The following is an 18,247-nucleotide window of genomic DNA, read 5'->3' on the forward strand; positions in this document are numbered from 1 at the left end:
GTCTCTATCCCAGCGACTTGCGATTGAAATCCCGCACGCGGAAGCCCTGCAACAGCAACATCCCGAAGTACACCGCTACGCCCGCGACCACCAATACACCCAGGCGCATAAAGCGCTCAAGCATATCCCCATCGCCCCAGGCCGGCATCACGTGCATCAAGCCCACCAGCACGGCGGACATCGCAGCCACCGCCACGAGCAACTTGAGGGTAAACATCCCCCAACCCGGCTGTGGTTGATACATCTGCTGTTTGCGCAGTTGATAAAACAGCAGGCCTGCATTGATACAAGCTCCGGCACTGATCGCCAGCGCCAGCCCGGCATGGGCCAAAGGACCGATAAATACCAGGTTGAGCAGTTGCGTGACAATCAGCGTGAAAATCGCGATTTTCACCGGCGTACGGATGTTTTGCTGCGCGTAGAAGCCCGGCGCCAGCACCTTGATCACAATAATGCCGAGCAGGCCGACGGAGTAGGCAACCAGCGCGTGCTGGGTCATCAAGGCGTCATGCGCATCGAATTGCCCGTATTGAAACAGCGAGACCGTCAGCGGCTCGGCCAGGATTCCCAGGGCCAAGGCGCATGGCAACACCAGCAGGAAGCACAGACGCAGGCCCCAATCGAGAATGCGCGAATACTCCTGACGATCCTTGCTGGCGTAGGTGCGTGCCAGGGTCGGCAGCAGGATCGTGCCCAATGCCACGCCAAGCACACCGGATGGCAACTCCATCAAGCGGTCGGCGTAGTACATCCACGATACCGAGCCGGATACCAGCAACGAGGCAAACGCGGTGTTGATGATCAGGGAAATCTGACTGACCGATACCCCGAGTATCGCCGGCAGCATATTGCGCATCACGCGCCAGACGCCGGTGTCCTTGAGGTTCAGGCGTGGCAGTACGAGCATGCCGATTTTTTTCAGGTGCGGCAGTTGGTACAGCAACTGCGCCAGGCCGCCGGCCAGGACCGCCCAGCCCAGGGCCATGACGGGCGGATCGAAATACGGCGTAAGGAACAGCGCAAAAATAATCATGCTGACGTTCAGCAAGGTCGGCACAAAGGCCGGTACCGAGAAACGATTCCAGGTATTGAGGATCGCCCCGGCGAGCGAAGACAGGGAAATCAGCAATATATAAGGAAAGGTCACCCGCAGCAGATCAGTGGTGAGCGCAAACTTTTCCGGCGTATTGGCAAAACCGGGCGCCGTGGCCCAGATCACCCAGGGCGCGGCGAGCATCCCGACGATGGTTACCAGCATCAGTACCAGCGTCAGCAAACCCGAGACGTAGGCGATGAACGTACGAGTCGCCTCCTCGCCATGCTGGGTCTTGTATTCGGCCAGAATCGGCACGAACGCCTGGGAGAACGCGCCTTCGGCAAAGATCCGTCGCAGCAGGTTGGGGAGTTTGAAGGCAATAAAGAAGGCATCCGTGGCCATACTGGCGCCAAAGATGCGCGCCAGCAGAGTGTCACGCACAAACCCCAAAACCCGGGAGATCATCGTGATAGAGCTGACCGCAGCCAACGATTTGAGCAGATTCATTGAAAGAGTTTGCGCCTATAGATAAAGAGCAGGCGAACAAAGCGCCCACTTATGCGATACTGCGCGCCTGCAACAGCACAGAGCCAAAGCTCGCGAGTTTACAGGTCAAGCGCCGGAAATAAATCACCCGCCTCTTCAGATCGACCACTCAGCAGTTCGCATCAGCCGCCCTTGACAACCCATCAAGTCATCGGCATGATTCGCGGCCTATTTTGTTTGCTATTTCCTAAAAAGTCTTTCGAGGAGCTCGACGGTGGCCAACACACCTTCCGCCAAAAAACGTGCAAAACAGGCTGAGAAGCGTCGCAGCCACAACGCCAGCCTGCGTTCCATGGTTCGTACCTACATCAAGAATGTAGTTAAAGCCATCGACACCAAAGACGCTGAAAAAGCTCAAGCTGCTTACGTTCTGGCCGTGCCAGTTATCGACCGTATGGCCGATAAAGGCATCATCCACAAGAACAAGGCCGCTCGCCATAAGAGCCGCCTGAATGGCCACATCAAGGCTCTGAGCGTTCCTGCTGCAGCCTAAGTGGTAACAACTGCCACGCAGCCCAGGCTGCGTAACAGTTAAGAAATGCCCCGTACCGAAAGGTCCGGGGCATTTTTGTTTGCCCAAAGATTCATCACAACTTCCCTTGTGGGAGGGGGCTTGCTCCCGATGGCGGTGTGTCAGTCAGAATATCTGGTACTGATACACCGCTATCGGGAGCAAGCCCCCTCCCACATTAAAACGCAAAAAAAAACGCCCCGAACCAGTCGGGGCGTTTTTGCTACCGATTGATCAAACCACAATCAATGGTGGTGACCGCCTTCACCGTGGACGTGGCCATGAGCCACTTCTTCCTGGGAAGCATCGCGGATGGCAACGATTTTCACTTGGAAGTTCAGGCGCTGGCCAGCCAGAGGGTGGTTGCCGTCGACCGTCACATCATCGCCGTCCAGGTCACGGATGGTGACGATCTGCATTTGGCCGTCCGGCGCGGAAGCGTGGAACTGCATGCCCACTTCCAGCTCGTCAACGCCTTCGAACATGCTGCGGCTCAAAGTGCTGACCAGCTCGGCGGAGTATTCGCCGTAGGCATCTTCAGGTTCTACGGCTACGGTCAGTTCGTCACCGACTGCCTTGCCTTCCAGGGCCTTTTCCAGGCCTGGGATGATGTTACCTGCGCCTTGCAGGTAGACCAGCGGCGCGCCGCCGGCTGAGCTGTCGATGACCTCACCAGCGTCGTTGGTCAGGGTATAGTCGATGGAGACAGCCTTGTTAGCGGCGATCGTCATGGGGCGAGACCTTTTGCATAAGAATGAAGAACGGACAAGTCTAAACAAGGATTTGCCCGAAAGCGAACAGAACCCGGACAGACGGGGCCGACCAACGGTCTCGACGATCACCGGATTCCACCAGGATGACGACCTGCACTGGGTTGCCGAGCTGTCCTGCGGCCACACCCAGCACCTGCGCCACCAGCCGCCGTGGCAGTCGCGCGCCTGGGTCGTCGACCCCGCGCAACGCCTTGAAAAAATAGGCCAACCCTTTGCGTGCGGCTGGTGTGCGCAAGTGCGCGAATAACGATAACCTTGACGCCTGATTCGCGGTAGGCGCCCATGCATAGGGCGCCACCCAAGCCATGCACCTCCAGAGAATTCGCATGCAGACTTTTTTTATCGCGCCCACCGATTTTGGTGTGGGTCTGACCTCCATCAGCCTTGGGCTGGTGCGCACCCTGGAACGGGCCGGCCTTAAAGTCGGCTTCTTCAAACCGATTGCCCAGCCACACCCGGGCGATACCGGTCCGGAGCGCTCCACTGAGCTGGTGGCACGTACCCACGGCCTGAAGCCACCACAACCCCTGGGCCTGGCCCATGTGGAGCGAATGCTCGGCGACGGCCAACTCGATGAGCTGCTTGAAGAAATCATCACCCTGTATCAGCAGGCCGCCGTAGGCAAAGACGTGCTGATCGTCGAAGGCATGGTGCCGACCCGCAGCGCCAGCTACGCCGCGCGGGTCAACCTGCACCTGGCCAAGAGCCTGGATGCGGAAGTGATCCTGGTCTCGGCGCCGGAGAACGAAGTGCTCACCGAGCTTTCTGGCCGGGTGGAATTGCAGGCCCAACTGTTCGGCGGCCCCAAAGACCCGAAAGTATTGGGCGTGATCCTCAACAAAGTGCGCACCGACGAAAGCATGGAGGCATTCTCGGCGCGCCTTAAAGAGCACTCGCCGTTGTTGCGCAGCGGCGATTTCCGCCTGCTTGGCTGCATCCCCTACCAGCCCGAACTCAATGCCCCGCGCACCCGCGATGTGGCCGACCTGATGGGTGCGCAGGTCCTCAACGCCGGTGACTATGAAACCCGGCGCATGACCAAGATCATCATTTGCGCCCGTACCATGCGCAACACCGTAGAGCTGCTCAAGCCCGGCGTCCTGGTGGTTACCCCCGGCGATCGCGACGACATCATCCTCGCCGTCAGCCTGGCCGCGATCAACGGCGTGCCGCTGGCCGGCCTGCTGCTGACCAGCGACACCCTGCCCGACCCGCGCATCATGGATCTGTGCCGCGGCGCCTTCCAGGCCGGGTTGCCAGTGCTGTCGGTGAGCACCGGCTCCTACGACACCGCCAACCAGCTCAATAGCCTCAACAAGGAAATCCCCATCGATGACCGTGAGCGCGCGGAGATCATCACCGACTTCGTCGCCAGCCACCTCGATGCACGCTGGCTGCACCAACGGTGTGGCACGCCCAGGGAGATGCGCCTGTCGCCGGCGGTGTTCCGCTACCAGTTGATCCAACGGGCCCAGGCCGCCAACAAGCGCATCGTGTTGCCCGAAGGCAGCGAGCCGCTGACGGTACAGGCCGCCGCCATCTGCCAGGCCCGAGGCATTGCCCGCTGCGTGCTGTTGGCCAAACCGGCGGATGTCGAAGCGGTCGCCCGTGCCCAGGGTATCGAGCTACCCGAGGGCCTGGAGATTCTTGACCCGGACCTGATTCGCCAGCGCTATGTCGAGCCGATGGTTGCCTTGCGCAAGACCAAGAGCCTCAACGCCCCCATGGCCGAGCAACAGCTGGAAGACACAGTGGTGATCGCCACCATGATGCTCGCCCTGGACGAAGTGGACGGCCTGGTCTCCGGGGTTGTTCACTCCACCGCCAATACCATTCGCCCGGCCCTGCAACTGATCAAGACCGCGCCGGGCTGCACCCTGGTGTCGTCGGTGTTCTTCATGCTGTTCCCCGAGCAGGTGCTGGTATACGGCGACTGCGTGATGAACCCGCACCCGAGCGCCGCGGAACTGGCGGAAATCGCCCTGCAAAGCGCCGACTCGGCCGCCGCGTTCGGCATCACGCCACGGGTGGCAATGATCAGCTACTCCAGCGGTGATTCGGCCAGCGGCGAAGAAGTCGAGAAAGTCCGCGAAGCCACCCTGCTCGCCCACGAACAGCAAGGCTCGCTGCTGATCGACGGACCGCTGCAATACGACGCCGCCGCCAATGAAAGCGTGGCCCGGCAATTGGCGCCCAACAGCCAGGTGGCGGGCAAGGCCACGGTGTTCGTGTTCCCCGACCTGAACACCGGCAACACCACTTACAAAGCCGTGCAACGCAGCGCCGATTGCGTGAGCCTGGGGCCGATGCTCCAGGGCCTGCGCAAACCGGTCAACGACCTGCCGCGCGGCGCCCAGGTAGACGACATCGTGTACACCATCGCGCTGACTGCGATCCAAGCCGCCAACCGACCTATGGATATCTAAATGCTGGATTTTCTACCTGCCGCCGTACGCGGGGTGATCGCTTCGCTGTTGCTGGCGCTGAACACGATCCTGCTGTGCTCGTTCCTGTTTATTGTCGCGCTGTTCAAGGCACTGCCCTTCGCCAAGCGCTTCAGCGAATGGCTGATGAACCACACCCACGAAGCCTGGGTGACCAACAACAAAGGCTGGATGAACCTGGTGCGCCGCACACGCTGGCAACTGAGCGGCCTTGAAGGCCTGGACTATCAGCATTCGTATCTGGTGACCAGCAACCATCAGAGCTGGGTCGATATCATGGTGCTGCAATACGTGCTCAATCGGCGCATTCGCCCGCTGAAGTTTTTTCTCAAGCAAGAGCTGATCTGGGTGCCGGTGATTGGTTTGGCGTGGTGGGCACTGGGCTTTCCGTTCATGAAGCGCTACACCAAGGCTTATCTTGAGAAGCACCCGGAAAAGAAAGGCAAGGACCTGGAAACCACCCGCAAGACCTGTGCGAAGTTTCGCGACAATCCGGTGGGCATTTTCAACTTTGCCGAGGGCACACGGTTTACGCCGGGCAAGCATGCGCAGCAACAGTCACCGTTTCGCTACCTGCTTAAACCCAAGGCGGGCGGCATTGCGTTTGTGCTGGATGCCATGGGCGAGCAGCTCAAATCATTGGTGAATGTGACCATCCATTACCCTGCCGGGCGCCCAGGCTATTGGGATTTGCTGTGCGGCAATGTGAAGGAGGTGGTGGTGCATTTTGAAGAGGTGCAGATCCCGGCTGAATTCATTGGCAAGAATTATGAGCAGGATGGGGAGTACCGGTTAGCGTTCCAGGGCTGGATCAACCGGTTGTGGGAAGACAAGGATGCGTTGCTGGAGCAGTTGCACAAAGACTTTCCAGCCAGCCGCTGATCAACATGTGGATGCAATTCAATGTGGGAGCTGGCTTGCCTGCGATAGCGGTGGATCAGCTAAGGATAAATAAACTGACAGTCCGCCATCGCAGGCAAGCCAGCTCCCACATTGACCGAGTCCACATTTGAGAATGTGTAAAAAGCCCGCCACCGATCACTCGGTGGCGGGCTTTTTTGTGCGGCAATAAAGCCTAGATCGCGCCGCGCTGACGCAACAACTCCAGCACTTGCTTGACGCTGTCTTCCAGCGACAAGGCCTGGGTATCGATCACCAGGTCGGCATTCAACGGCACGTCGTACGGGAAGGACTCGCCAGGGATATTATCCCCACCGGCCGCGTACAAACCTTGCGGATCACGCTCGGCACATACCAGCGGCGACGCCTGCACATAGACGGTCAGCAGGCGATCACTGCCAATCAGCGCCTTGGCCTGTTCACGGCCTTCGGCATCCGGCGCGACAAAAGCCGCAAGGGTCAGCAAACCGGCTTCGTTGAACTGACGCGCCACGTGAGCCGCACGGCGCCAGTTCTCGGTACGCCCGGCACGGTCCTGAGGCAAGCCTTTGTTCAGGTCATGCCGCAGGTTCTGGCCGTCCAGCACGAACACCGCACGCCCCATGTCGAACAGCTTGCGCTCAACCGCATAGGCCAACGTGCTCTTGCCGGCTCCCGACAAGCCGCTGAACAACACGGTGGCCGGCTGCTGGCCGAAACGCAGGGCACGTTCTTCAGTGGCCACGTGTGCCAATTTGTCGTGCTGCGCTGCACCGCCCTGGCTGGCCGGTGGCGCGATGATCATACCCGCGGCCACGGTGCCATTGGTCAGGCGGTCGATGACGATAAAGGCACCGGTGGTGCGATTGCTGTCATAACCATCCAACGCAATGGCGGCATCAAGGCTGACCTTGACCCGGCCAATTTCGTTGAGCTGCAGCGAACTCGCCGGGCCTTCGGCCAGGGTGTTCACGTCCACGCGATGCACGATGCTGGTGATAGAACCCGGCACGTAGCTGGTAGCGCGCTTGATGTCGTATTTCTTGCCCGGCAGCATCGGCTCTTCAGCCATCCACACGAGCATGGCGTCGAACGCATCGGTCACTTGCGGCACATTGTCGGCATGCACCAACAGGTCGCCACGGGAGATATCGATCTCGTCTTCCATGGTCAGGGTTACGGCCTGGCCTGGGCCGGCGTGCTCCAGCTCACCTTCGAAGGTGACGATGGATTTGACCCGGCTGCGTTTGCGTGACGGCAGCACCACGACTTCGTCGCCTTTGTGCACGATGCCGCTGGCAAGAGTGCCGGCAAAACCACGGAAGTTCAGGTTCGGGCGGTTGACGTACTGCACCGGGAAACGCAGGTCGGTGTAGTTGCGGTCGTTGGCGATCTCGACGGTCTCGAGGATCTCCATCAGCGACTGGCCGGTGTACCAGGGCGAACGCTCGCTCTTGTTCACCACGTTGTCGCCCTTGAGCGCCGACATCGGCACGAAGGCCAGGGTACTTGGCTTGAACGCGATGCCTTCGGCGAACTTCAGGTAATCGGCCTTGATCGACTCGAATACGCTTTGGTCAAAGCCGTTGATGTCCATCTTGTTGACGGCCACCACGATGTGCTTGATGCCCAGCAACGAGGCGATAAAGCTGTGGCGACGGGTCTGGGTCTGCACGCCATAGCGGGCGTCGATCAGGATAATCGCCAGGTCACAGGTGGACGCACCGGTGGCCATGTTGCGGGTGTACTGCTCATGGCCGGGGGTGTCGGCGATGATGAACTTGCGCTTGGCGGTGGAGAAGTAGCGGTAGGCAACATCGATGGTGATGCCCTGCTCACGCTCGGCCTGCAGGCCGTCGACCAGCAAGGCCAGGTCGATGTCATCGCCGGTGGTGCCGGACTTCTTCGAATCGCGGGTGATGGCTTCCAGGTGATCTTCGTAGATCATCTTGGAGTCGTGCAGCAGGCGCCCGATCAGGGTGCTCTTGCCGTCGTCGACGTTGCCGCAGGTCAGGAAGCGCAACATCTCTTTGCGCTCGTGCTGGCCCAGGTAGGCGAGGATGTCCTCGCTGATCAAATCAGATTGATGCGACATGACAGCCCCTTAGAAATAGCCTTGACGTTTTTTATCTTCCATGGAGCCTGCGCCATCGTGGTCGATGACCCGGCCCTGGCGCTCGGAAGTTCGCGTCAGGAGCATTTCCTGAATGATGTCCGTCAGCGTCTCGGCTTCGGACTCCACCGCGCCCGTCAACGGGTAGCAGCCAAGGGTACGGAAACGGACTTTCTTTTTGACGATGCGGGCTTTGTCTTCGTCGGACAGGTGTTCGAGGATGCGGTCGTCGTCGATCATGATCAACGTGCCGTTCTTCTCGATCACTTCGCGCTCGGCGGCGAAGTACAGCGGCACGATCGGGATGCCTTCCAGGTAGATGTACTGCCAGATATCCAACTCAGTCCAGTTGGACAACGGGAACACGCGAATCGACTCGCCCTTGTTGACGTTGCCGTTGTAAACGTTCCACAGCTCCGGACGTTGGTTCTTCGGGTCCCAGCGGTGCTTGCTGTCGCGGAACGAGTACACGCGCTCTTTGGCACGGGACTTCTCTTCATCGCGACGGGCGCCGCCGAACGCTGCATCGAAACCATGCTTGTCCAGGGCTTGCTTGAGGCCCTCGGTCTTCATGATATCGGTGTGCTTGGCGCTGCCGTGGGTGAAGGGGTTGATACCCTGCGCCACGCCATCCGGGTTGACGTGAGTGATCAGGTCCAGGCCAAGCTCTTCGACCATTTTGTCGCGGAACTTGTACATTTCCTGGAATTTCCAGCGCGTGTCGACGTGCATCACTGGGAACGGCAGCTTGCCCGGGAAGAAAGCCTTGCGTGCCAGGTGCAACATCACGGCGGAGTCTTTACCGATCGAGTAGAGCATCACCGGGTTGTCGAACTCGGCGGCGACCTCGCGGATGATGTGGATGCTTTCCGCCTCCAGCTGTTTCAGATGCGTCAGTTTGTCGACCATGGTTACTCACGGAAAAACGATCTTATGGACGGCCAGGCGGGCCGTGTTCGAGCGGGGCATGCTAGCACAGCACCTTCTTCTATTCAGGGCGCCATCTAGATCGAAACGGTATATGAATATACCGGCCAGTTTGGCCGCAAATAGACTCAAGTGTGGGAGGGGGCTTGCTCCCGATAGCAGTGTGTCAGTTAGTACATATTTCAATGATCCATCGCCATCGGGAGCAAGCCCCCTCCCACATTCAGTCGCGCTCTAAGGCTCAGATCGGGTTCGGGCAGTCGATAAATAGATGCTCCAGGGCAAAGCGTCGCGCCAGATAATCGCCCAACGCCTGCACCCCATAGCGCTCGGTGGCGTGATGACCGGCAGCAATGAAGCTGACGTCGTTTTCACGGGCGCTGTGGAAGGTCTGCTCGGATGCCTCGCCGCTCAGGTACAGGTCGACCCCGGCGGCAATCGCCTCGTCGATATAGCCCTGGCCACCTCCGGTGCACCAGCCGACGCGACGGATCATCTGGCTGCCTTCGATCAGTAGCGGTTCGCGCCCCATTGCATCCTGCACACGGCGGGCGAAATCACGCGGTGACAAGGGTTCGGCCAGCGACCCCACCAGGCCGACCACCTTGGGGTTGCTCGGGTCCAACGGGCCTTCGACGGTGATGTCCAGTTGCTTGGCCAGTTGCACGTTATTGCCCACCTCAGGGTGCAGGTCCAATGGCAGGTGATAGGCCAACAGGCTGATGTCGTGCTTGAGCAGGGTTCTCAGGCGGCGCTGCTTCATGCCGGTGATACACGGGCTCTCGCCCTTCCAGAAATAACCATGATGCACCAGCACCAGATCGGCCCCGGCTTCGACGGCGGCGTCCAGCAGCGCCTGGCTTGCGGTCACACCGCTGACGATGCGCATCACCTGCGGGCGGCCCTCGACCTGCAAGCCATTGGGGCAATAATCGGCAATTTTGGCACTGCCAAGGTAGCGGTCGGCTTCCTCAACGAGGGTGGTAAGAGGGACGGCCATAAAAGACTCCTAAATATCCGGTTCGCAGGCATCGCAGCCTCGTATAATGCGCGACATTATGGGCGCTCGCCCGCCCCCTGCAACCTGTCAGGACTTACTTGATGCTCAAGGCACTGCGTTTTTTTGGATGGCCATTGTTGGCTGGCGTGCTGATCGCGATGCTGATTATTCAGCGTTATCCCCAATGGGTGGGCCTGCCTACCCTGGATGTGAACCTGCAACAAGCACCGCAAACCAACACGGTGGTGCAGGGCCCGGTCACCTATGCCGACGCGGTCACCATTGCGGCCCCTGCGGTGGTCAACCTGTACACCACCAAGGTCATCAACAAACCGGCACACCCGCTGTTCGAGGACCCGCAGTTTCGCCGCTACTTCGGTGACAACGGCCCCAAGCAGCGCCGCATGGAGTCGAGCCTGGGTTCCGGGGTAATCATGAGCCCCGAAGGCTACATCCTCACCAATAATCACGTGACTACCGGCGCCGACCAGATCGTGGTCGCCCTGCGTGATGGCCGCGAAACCCTGGCCCGTGTGGTGGGCAGCGACCCGGAAACCGACCTCGCAGTACTGAAAATCGATTTGAAGAACCTGCCATCGATCACCCTCGGTCGCTCCGACGGGTTGCGTGTGGGTGACGTAGCACTGGCGATCGGCAACCCGTTCGGCGTGGGCCAGACAGTCACCATGGGCATCATCAGCGCCACCGGGCGCAACCAGTTGGGCCTTAATAGCTACGAAGATTTCATCCAGACCGACGCAGCCATCAACCCGGGCAATTCCGGCGGTGCGCTGGTGGATGCCAATGGCAACCTGACCGGCATCAACACGGCGATTTTCTCCAAGTCCGGCGGCTCCCAAGGCATCGGTTTTGCGATCCCGGTGAAGCTGGCGATGGAAGTGATGAAGTCGATCATCGAACACGGCCAGGTCATTCGCGGCTGGCTGGGCATCGAAGTGCAACCCTTGACCAAGGAACTGGCCGAGTCGTTTGGCCTGACCGGACGCCCAGGCATCGTGGTCGCCGGGATCTTCCGCGATGGCCCGGCACAGAAAGCCGGCCTGGAGTTGGGCGATGTAATCCTCAGCATCGACGGTGCACCGGCCGGTGATGGCCGCAAGTCGATGAACCAGGTAGCGCGAATCAAACCGACCGACAAGGTGGCGATCCTGGTCATGCGTAACGGCAAGGAGATCAAGCTCTCGGCGGAAATCGGCCTGCGTCCGCCACCGGCGACCGCACCGATAAAAGAAGAGCAGTAGCCGATACGCCCAAGTGCCCGTCCGCGGGCACATGCAAGGCCACTTTTGCGGCGACTCATTCTCATTGGGCATGTTATATTGTTTCAATATCGCTATTGGAACGCTCTATCATGCCGTCTCGAAAGTTTGTGCCCTTGGCCGGCCTGGCCTTGGGTTTGCTGCTCGACCCTGCCTACGCCGAAGAAAACACCCTGGAACTGGACACCATCAGCGTAACCTCCGAGGCGTATGAGTCCGCCATCGGCCCGGTCCAAGGCTATCGCGCCACCCGCTCTGCCAGTGCCACCAAAACGGATACCGCCCTTCGCGACATACCGCAATCGATCAGCGTGATCCCCGCCACGGTGCTCAAGGACCTGGGCAGTACCAGCGTGGAGCGCGCCCTGGAATTTGCCGGCGGCGTATCCAAGCAAAACAACTTCGGTGGCCTGACCCTCTACGAATACAGCGTGCGCGGCTTCACCACGTCTGAGTTCTACCAGGACGGTTTCAGCGCCAACCGCGGTTACCCCAGTACGCCGGACGCGGCAAATATCGAACGCATTGAAGTTCTCAAAGGCCCCGCCGCCAGCTTGTATGGGCGTGGCGATCCTGGCGGCACGGTGAACATCGTCACCAAGAAACCCCAGCCCGAAGCGTTCACCACCTTGCAAACCAGTGCTGGTAGTTGGGACCGCTACCGCACTGCGCTGGATGTGAATACGCCGTTGGACAGCGAGGGGCGCGTCTTGTCACGGGTGAACCTGGCGGTTGAAGACAAGCACAGTTTCCGCGATCACGTGGACGCTAAACGAGTGTTCGTCGCGCCGTCGTTCAGTTGGCAGTTGACCCCGGACACTCAGTTGCTGGTCGAAAGCGAATTCGTGCGCCACAGCTCCACCTTCGACCGGGGCATCGTCGCCGATACTGGCATGTCCCATTCCACCTTTCTCGGCGAGCCCAACGACGGCAATATTCGCAACCACAACAACCGCATCCAGGCCGCGTTGGAACACCACCTCAACGACGCCTGGAAGCTGCGCCTGGCCAGCCACTACAAGCAGGGCAGCCTGTGGGGCGATGCGTCGGAAAGCCGTGCGCTGAATGGAGATGGTCACACCGTCAACCGTCGCTACCGTGAACGCTCGACCGGTTGGCATGACAGCATCACCCAGCTGGAACTGCGCGGGCTGTTCGATATCGGCAGCTGGCAGCATGAACTGCTGATCGGCACCGAATACGAGGACTACCGCAAAAAGGAGCGTGTGACGGCGATTGGCGGTGACTACCCTATCGACATCTATAAACCGGTCTACGGCCAGGCCAAACCCAATGGCGCACGCTCCGGCACCGACTTCTTCGAACAGACCAAAAGCCACGCGCTGAACCTGCAAGACCAGATCATCTTCACCGACCGCCTGCGAGGCATGATCGGTGCGCGCTTCGAGCACTTCGAACAGAGCACCGAGAACTTCGCCCGCAACCACGCCAAAAACCGCCAGACCCACGACGCCCTGACCCAACGCGCCGGCCTGCTCTATCAGCTGACACCGCAAGTCGGGGTATTTGCCAACGCATCCACCTCGTTCAAGCCGAACAGCGGCCTGGATGCCGGCGGCAAATCCTTCAAGCCAGAAGAAGGCGTGGGCTATGAGGTGGGTATCAAGAGCGAGCTGTTTGACGAGCGCCTCAGCGCGACGCTCGCGGCCTTCCATATCGAAAAGGAAAACGTCCTCACCCTGGACCCGGCGACCAACACCGACCGCGCCATTGGCAAGGCGCGCAGCCAGGGGTTTGACCTGCAAGTGACCGGGCAAGTGACCGACGCCATACGCGTGATTGGCGCCCTGGCCTACATCGACGCCGAAGTGACCAAGGGCGACAAAGCCATCCCCACGGGCAGTCGCATTCTCGGGGTCGCCAAGCGCAGCGGCAGTCTGTTGGGCGTTTATGAATTCCAGGATGGGGCGTTGCGCGGTTCAGACCTGGGGGCGGCGTTTACTTATGTGGGTGACCGTTCCGGCGAGGCGGGCACAGGCTTCGAACTGCCGGCCTACCACACCGTGGATTTACTGGCCCACTACAAGGCCACGAAGAATGTCACCGTGGGGCTGAACCTGAATAACCTGTTCGATGAGAAGTACTACGAGCGCTCCTACAGCCGCTATTGGACCAACCCCGGTGAACCGCGCAACCTCACCGTCAGCCTGACCCTCAATCTCTGACGAGCATGGAACTGAATGTGGGAGGGGGCTTGCTCCCGATAGCAGAGTATCAGGCAGTATATCTGTCACTGATCCACCGCCATCGGGAGCAAGCCCCCTCCCACATTTGAGTCACCGCAAGGCTTGACTACAAGGCAACGGGCGCTCGTTCGCACAGGGTATTGAGCGCCGCCGCCCATTGCGGGTCATCATTCAAGCACGGCACCAACACCAACTCCTCGCCCCCCGCCTCGCGGAACTGCTCCCGCCCGCGATCACCAATTTCTTCCAGGGTCTCGATGCAGTCGGCGACAAACGCCGGGCACATCACCAGCAGCTTCTTCACGCCCTGCTGGGCCAGCGCCTCCAGGCGGGCCTCGGTGTAGGGCTCGATCCACTTGGCCCGGCCAAGGCGCGATTGAAACGCCACCGACCACTTGCCATCGGGCAAACCGGCACGCGCGGCAAAATCCCGGGCGACGCTGAAGCATTGGGCGCGATAGCAGGTGGCGAGCACCTCTGGCGATGCGTTCTTGCAGCAGTCGGCATCCTTGAAGCAATGCCCGCCGGTAGGGTCGAGCTTTTTCAGATGGCGCTCGGGCAGACCATGGAAACTGAGCAGCAAGTGATCGAAATCCTGCTCCAGGTAAGTGCGTGCGCTGGTTACCAGAGCATCGAGGTACTCGGGCTGGTCGTAAAAAGGCTGCAGGATCGAAAACTGGATAGCGAGTTTCTTGTCGCGCACCACGCGCCTGGCTTCTTCTATCACCGTGGTCACGGTGCTGTCGGCAAATTGCGGATACAGCGGCGCCAGTGTCACCTTGCCGATACCCTGGGCGGCCAGCCGTGTCAGGGCGGTTTCCAGCGACGGCTCGCCATAACGCATTGCCAGTTCCACAGGGCCCTGGGTCCACTGCGCAGTCATCTGCTGTTGCAGACGACGGCTCAAGACCACCAACGGCGAGCCCTCATCCCACCAGATCGACGCATAAGCATGGGCAGACTGCTCAGGGCGCTTGATCAGGATCAGCGACACCAGCAAACGCCGCACCGGCCATGGCAGGTCGATCACATAAGGGTCCATCAGGAACTGATTGAGGTAGCTGCGCACATCAGCCACCGAAGTGGACTTTGGCGAACCCAGGTTGACCAGTAACAACGCGTGATCGGTCATGCAACATCCTATCTTTAGAGGCGGCTGGACAGGTCGTCCAGAGCCGCACGCAACTCAGTGAACTGGAAAGTGAAACCCGCCGCCAGCAGCCGTTCAGGCAAGGCCTTCTGCCCGCCCAGCAACAAACCAGACAATTCGCCCAACCCAACCTTCAGTGCAAACGCCGGCATCGGCATGAACGCCGGGCGGTGCAACACCTGGCCGAGGGTCTTGGCAAACTCGCGATTACGCACCGGGTGTGGCGCGCAAGCATTATAAGGACCGCTGGCGTCAGTCTTGTGCAGAAGAAAATCAATCAGGGCGATTTGATCCTTGATATGCACCCATGGCATCCACTGCCGACCGTTACCGATCGGCCCGCCCAGCGCCAGTTTGAAGGGCAGCAACAGGCGCGACAAAAAGCCGCCCTGCGCCGACAGCACCAGGCCGGTGCGCACCAGCACCACGCGAACGCCCAGGGCTTCGGCACGTTGGGCGGTTTCTTCCCAGGCAATACACAACTGGCTGGGAAAATCGTCCAGCACCGGCCCGCTGGCTTCGGTCAATTCGCGCTCGCCGCCGTCGCCATACCAGCCCACGGCGGAGCCGGAGATCAGTACCGCCGGTTTCTGCTCCAGGCTGTCGATCCAGGCCAGCAGGGTTTCGGTGAGGTTGATGCGGCTGCTCCACAGCAATGCCTTGCGCTTGTGGGTCCAGGGCCGGTCAGCGATGGGTGCACCCGCAAGGTTGACCACCGCGTCCACCGCGCCAATCACCTCTTGCAGGCGAGCCACCCCAAGCACCTGTGCGCCGCAGACCCTGGCGACCGTTTCCGGTTGCCGGCTCCACACCGTCAGGCGATGACCCTGGGCGAGCCAGTGTTGGCAAAGTTGACGGCCAATCAGGCCGGTACCGCCGGTCAGCAAAATATGCATGGGACTCTCCTCATGTAACGTTCGCCGCCGCTCACTGGTCTATTTTATAAGCAGGGATCAATTTGATAATCGAGCGTGACGCGCGTTCAAGCCTGAGCTTAACCATAGGTCACGCCACACAATCAGGCACGCCAAAACTTATACCAAAAAACAATATTGTACAGCTATTGGTGTCGGCGTAGTCTGTACCCAACGGTAAAACGAGGCCTCCCATGACTGTCCCCATCGCGATCATCGGCACCGGCATAGCCGGTCTCTCCGCCGCCCGAGCGTTGAAAGACGCGGGCCACACCGTACAACTCTTCGATAAAAGCCGCGGCAGCGGTGGCCGCATGTCCAGCAAGCGCAGCGATGCCGGCGCGCTGGACATGGGCGCGCAATACTTCACCGCCCGCGACCGGCGCTTCGTCAACGAAGTGCAGCGCTGGCAAAGCAATGGCTGGGCCGAACAGTGGAAGCCCCAGCTGTACAACTTCAAGTCCGGCCAACTGACGCCTTCCCCCGATGAACAGATCCGCTGGGTCGGTACACCGCGCATGAGCGCGATCACCCGCGCACTGCTCGATGACCTGCCGGTGGAGTTCGGTTGCCGCATCACCGAGGTGTTCCAGGGCACACAGCACTGGAACCTGCTCGACGCCGACGGTGAGAGTCACGGCCCCTTCAGCCATGTGATCATCGCCACACCGGCCCCTCAGGCCACTGCCCTGCTGGCCGCTGCCCCCAAGCTGGCAAGTGCCGCCGCCGGGGTGAAAATGGACCCGACCTGGGCCATTGCGCTGGCCTTCGACAAGCCCCTGGATACACCGATGGAGGGCTGCTTCGTGCAAGACAGCCCCCTTGACTGGCTGGCGCGCAACCGCAGCAAACCCGGGCGCGACACCACCCTCGACACCTGGGTGCTGCACGCCACCAGCGCCTGGAGCAAGGCGCACCTGGACCTGCCCAAGGAAGCGGTAATCGAGCACTTGCACGGCGCCTTCGCCGAACTGCTGCACAGCGCCATGCCCGCGCCGTCATTCAGCCTGGCACACCGCTGGCTCTACGCTCGCCCGTCGGGCAGCCATGAGTTCGGCGTACTGGCCGATGCCGACCTGGGCCTGTTCGTCTGCGGCGACTGGTGCCTCTCGGGCCGGGTGGAAGGCGCCTGGCTCAGTGGCCAGGAAGCGGCACGACGCTTGATCGCACACCTGCAATGAACCGCCTCAACCCCAGCAAGCTGCTGCTGTCGAAATGGACGGCAGCACAGCCACGCAACAAGGAAAAACACTTTTTGGTCACCGAGTTGTTTCGTGATGACGAAGGCACGGTGCTGGAAATCGAGCTGCAAGCGGTGCTGACCCACCGTGCCGAACGCCTGCCATGGCAGACCCTGCAAAACGCCGAGTGCTGGAAAATCGGCTGGAAGTAACGCTGCAAAAAACCTATACAAACTATTTGACTTGTACAACATCGAATCTATGATGAGACGTAGTTGTACAAACTTTATAAGTTGTACAGGATTATTGCAGAGGTTTTGGGTATGTCGAGTAGTACAAAACCGAAGATCGCCATCAGCGCCTGCCTCCTTGGCGAGAACGTGCGCTTTAACGGTGGGCATAAACAGTCGCTGCTGTGCACCCAGACACTCAGCGACTACTTCGACTTCGTGCCGTTGTGCCCGGAAGTTGCCATCGGCATGGGCATCCCCCGCGAGCCAATCCGGCTGGTAGGCGACCCTGCGCAGCCGCAAGCCGTTGGCACGGTAAACCGTGAACTCAACGTCACGCAGCCACTGCACGACTACGGCCAGCAAATGGCCCAGGCACACACCGACCTGTGCGGTTATATCTTCATGCAGAAGTCGCCATCGTGCGGCCTGGAGCGGGTCAAGGTGTACCGCGCCAACGGCACGCCCGTTGACGGTGGCGGCCGCGGCATTTACGCCCAGGCGTTTTGTGCGCGCCACCCTAACCTGCCGGTAGAAGAAGACGGCCGGCTGAACGACCCTGTGTTGCGGGAAAATTTCCTGACCCGCGTATTCGTGTATGCCAGCTGGCAACAACTGCTGGCCGAGGGGCTCACCCGCCACGGCCTGCTGACGTTTCACTCGCGCTACAAGTACCTGCTGATGGCCCACAGCCCGGCGCATTACAAAAGCCTGGGCCATTTGCTCGGCAGCATGGGCAAGGACGTCGATCTCCAGGCTCTGGCCCACGGCTACTTCGGCGAGCTGATGACGGGCCTGAAGAAGTGCGCCACCCGCGGCACACACAGCAATGTGCTGCAACACATCAGCGGCTACCTCAAGCAGGTCATCAGCGCCGATGACAAACAGGAAATGCAAACCGTGATCGGCCAGTACCGTCAAGGCATCGTGCCGCTGGTAGTGCCACTCACCCTGCTCAAGCATCACTTTCGCCAACATCCGGACCGTTACATCGCGCAGCAGGCCTACCTGCAACCGCACCCGGAAAACCTCAGCCTGCGTAATGCGATATAACCC

The 18,247-nt window shown here is 60.3% G+C and carries 16 protein-coding genes; 9 read left to right on the plus strand and 7 right to left on the minus strand.

The window, feature by feature from the left end; translation table 11 throughout:
- Positions 1-4: 4 nt before the first annotated feature.
- Positions 5-1,543: a murein biosynthesis integral membrane protein MurJ gene (gene murJ / locus TK42_RS16140; protein ID WP_103734660.1), complete on the minus strand. Its 1,539-nt coding sequence runs from the start codon at positions 1,541-1,543 to the stop codon at positions 5-7.
- A 253-nt stretch (positions 1,544-1,796) separates the two neighbouring features.
- Between murJ and rpsT the strand changes: the two genes are divergently transcribed.
- Positions 1,797-2,075, plus strand: coding sequence for a 30S ribosomal protein S20 (gene rpsT, locus TK42_RS16145; RefSeq protein WP_003188401.1), 279 nt, complete (start codon positions 1,797-1,799; stop codon positions 2,073-2,075).
- A 263-nt stretch (positions 2,076-2,338) separates the two neighbouring features.
- Here rpsT and TK42_RS16150 read toward each other — a convergent pair whose 3' ends face one another.
- Positions 2,339-2,824: a peptidylprolyl isomerase gene (locus tag TK42_RS16150; RefSeq protein WP_003171645.1), complete on the minus strand. Its 486-nt coding sequence runs from the start codon at positions 2,822-2,824 to the stop codon at positions 2,339-2,341.
- Here TK42_RS16150 and TK42_RS16155 point away from each other — a divergent pair.
- The 3 genes from TK42_RS16155 (at position 2,823) to TK42_RS16165 (ending at position 6,192) form a co-directional block, all read left to right on the plus strand.
- Entirely contained in the window at positions 2,823-3,113 is a 291-nt protein-coding gene (locus TK42_RS16155) for a DUF3565 domain-containing protein (protein WP_103734661.1), read from the plus strand. The genes TK42_RS16150 and TK42_RS16155 overlap by 2 nt on opposite strands.
- 79 nt (positions 3,114-3,192) lie before the next feature.
- Positions 3,193-5,292: a phosphate acetyltransferase gene (pta, locus tag TK42_RS16160; RefSeq protein ID WP_032877983.1), complete on the plus strand. Its 2,100-nt coding sequence runs from the start codon at positions 3,193-3,195 to the stop codon at positions 5,290-5,292.
- Positions 5,293-6,192 (plus strand): acyltransferase, encoded by a 900-nt coding sequence (locus TK42_RS16165; RefSeq protein ID WP_103734662.1) that lies wholly within the window; start codon positions 5,293-5,295, stop codon positions 6,190-6,192.
- Positions 6,193-6,385: 193 nt separating this feature from the next.
- Here the strand turns inward: TK42_RS16165 and cysN are convergent, their stop codons facing one another.
- The 3 genes from cysN to TK42_RS16185 all read right to left on the minus strand — a co-directional run bounded on the left by cysN (position 6,386) and on the right by TK42_RS16185 (position 10,229).
- On the minus strand, positions 6,386-8,284 hold the full coding sequence (gene cysN / locus TK42_RS16170) for a sulfate adenylyltransferase subunit CysN (protein ID WP_005784642.1): 1,899 nt from the start codon (positions 8,282-8,284) through the stop codon (positions 6,386-6,388).
- Between the two features lie 9 nt (positions 8,285-8,293).
- A complete protein-coding gene (cysD, locus tag TK42_RS16175) occupies positions 8,294-9,211 on the minus strand; it encodes a sulfate adenylyltransferase subunit CysD (protein ID WP_005784641.1) in 918 nt (305 codons plus the stop codon).
- Between the two features lie 259 nt (positions 9,212-9,470).
- Positions 9,471-10,229, minus strand: coding sequence for a Nif3-like dinuclear metal center hexameric protein (locus TK42_RS16185; RefSeq protein WP_103734664.1), 759 nt, complete (start codon positions 10,227-10,229; stop codon positions 9,471-9,473).
- A 101-nt stretch (positions 10,230-10,330) separates the two neighbouring features.
- On the opposite strand from TK42_RS16185, the gene algW reads away from it, so the two are divergent.
- Positions 10,331-11,491, plus strand: coding sequence for a Do family serine endopeptidase AlgW (gene algW, locus TK42_RS16190; RefSeq protein WP_005784639.1), 1,161 nt, complete (start codon positions 10,331-10,333; stop codon positions 11,489-11,491).
- A gap of 110 nt (positions 11,492-11,601) precedes the next feature.
- Positions 11,602-13,695, plus strand: a complete 2,094-nt coding sequence (locus TK42_RS16195) for a TonB-dependent siderophore receptor (RefSeq protein WP_103734665.1) — start codon at positions 11,602-11,604, stop codon at positions 13,693-13,695.
- Between the two features lie 127 nt (positions 13,696-13,822).
- Here TK42_RS16195 and hemH read toward each other — a convergent pair whose 3' ends face one another.
- Both hemH and TK42_RS16205 read right to left on the minus strand, forming a co-directional pair.
- The gene (hemH, locus tag TK42_RS16200) at positions 13,823-14,848 is read right to left on the minus strand and encodes a ferrochelatase (RefSeq protein WP_005784637.1); all 1,026 of its coding nucleotides are present in this window, start codon (positions 14,846-14,848) and stop codon (positions 13,823-13,825) included.
- Positions 14,849-14,862: 14 nt separating this feature from the next.
- Positions 14,863-15,762 carry a TIGR01777 family oxidoreductase gene (locus TK42_RS16205; protein ID WP_032877988.1) on the minus strand — a complete coding sequence of 300 codons (900 nt, stop codon included), beginning with the start codon at positions 15,760-15,762 and terminating at the stop codon, positions 14,863-14,865.
- 212 nt (positions 15,763-15,974) lie between these two features.
- On the opposite strand from TK42_RS16205, the gene TK42_RS16210 reads away from it, so the two are divergent.
- The 3 genes from TK42_RS16210 (at position 15,975) to TK42_RS16220 (ending at position 18,244) form a co-directional block, all read left to right on the plus strand.
- Positions 15,975-16,961, plus strand: a complete 987-nt coding sequence (locus TK42_RS16210) for an NAD(P)/FAD-dependent oxidoreductase (RefSeq protein WP_032877989.1) — start codon at positions 15,975-15,977, stop codon at positions 16,959-16,961.
- On the plus strand, positions 16,958-17,173 hold the full coding sequence (locus tag TK42_RS16215; RefSeq protein ID WP_005784634.1) for a TIGR02450 family Trp-rich protein: 216 nt from the start codon (positions 16,958-16,960) through the stop codon (positions 17,171-17,173). The genes TK42_RS16210 and TK42_RS16215 overlap by 4 nt, the downstream gene beginning before the upstream one ends.
- 111 nt (positions 17,174-17,284) lie before the next feature.
- The gene (locus TK42_RS16220) at positions 17,285-18,244 is read left to right on the plus strand and encodes a DUF523 and DUF1722 domain-containing protein (RefSeq protein WP_005784633.1); all 960 of its coding nucleotides are present in this window, start codon (positions 17,285-17,287) and stop codon (positions 18,242-18,244) included.
- The last annotated feature ends 3 nt before the right edge of the window (positions 18,245-18,247 follow it).

This window comes from Pseudomonas sp. GZJR-8 (genome assembly GCF_002916705.1).
Classification (GTDB): domain Bacteria; phylum Pseudomonadota; class Gammaproteobacteria; order Pseudomonadales; family Pseudomonadaceae; genus Aquipseudomonas; species Aquipseudomonas synxantha_A.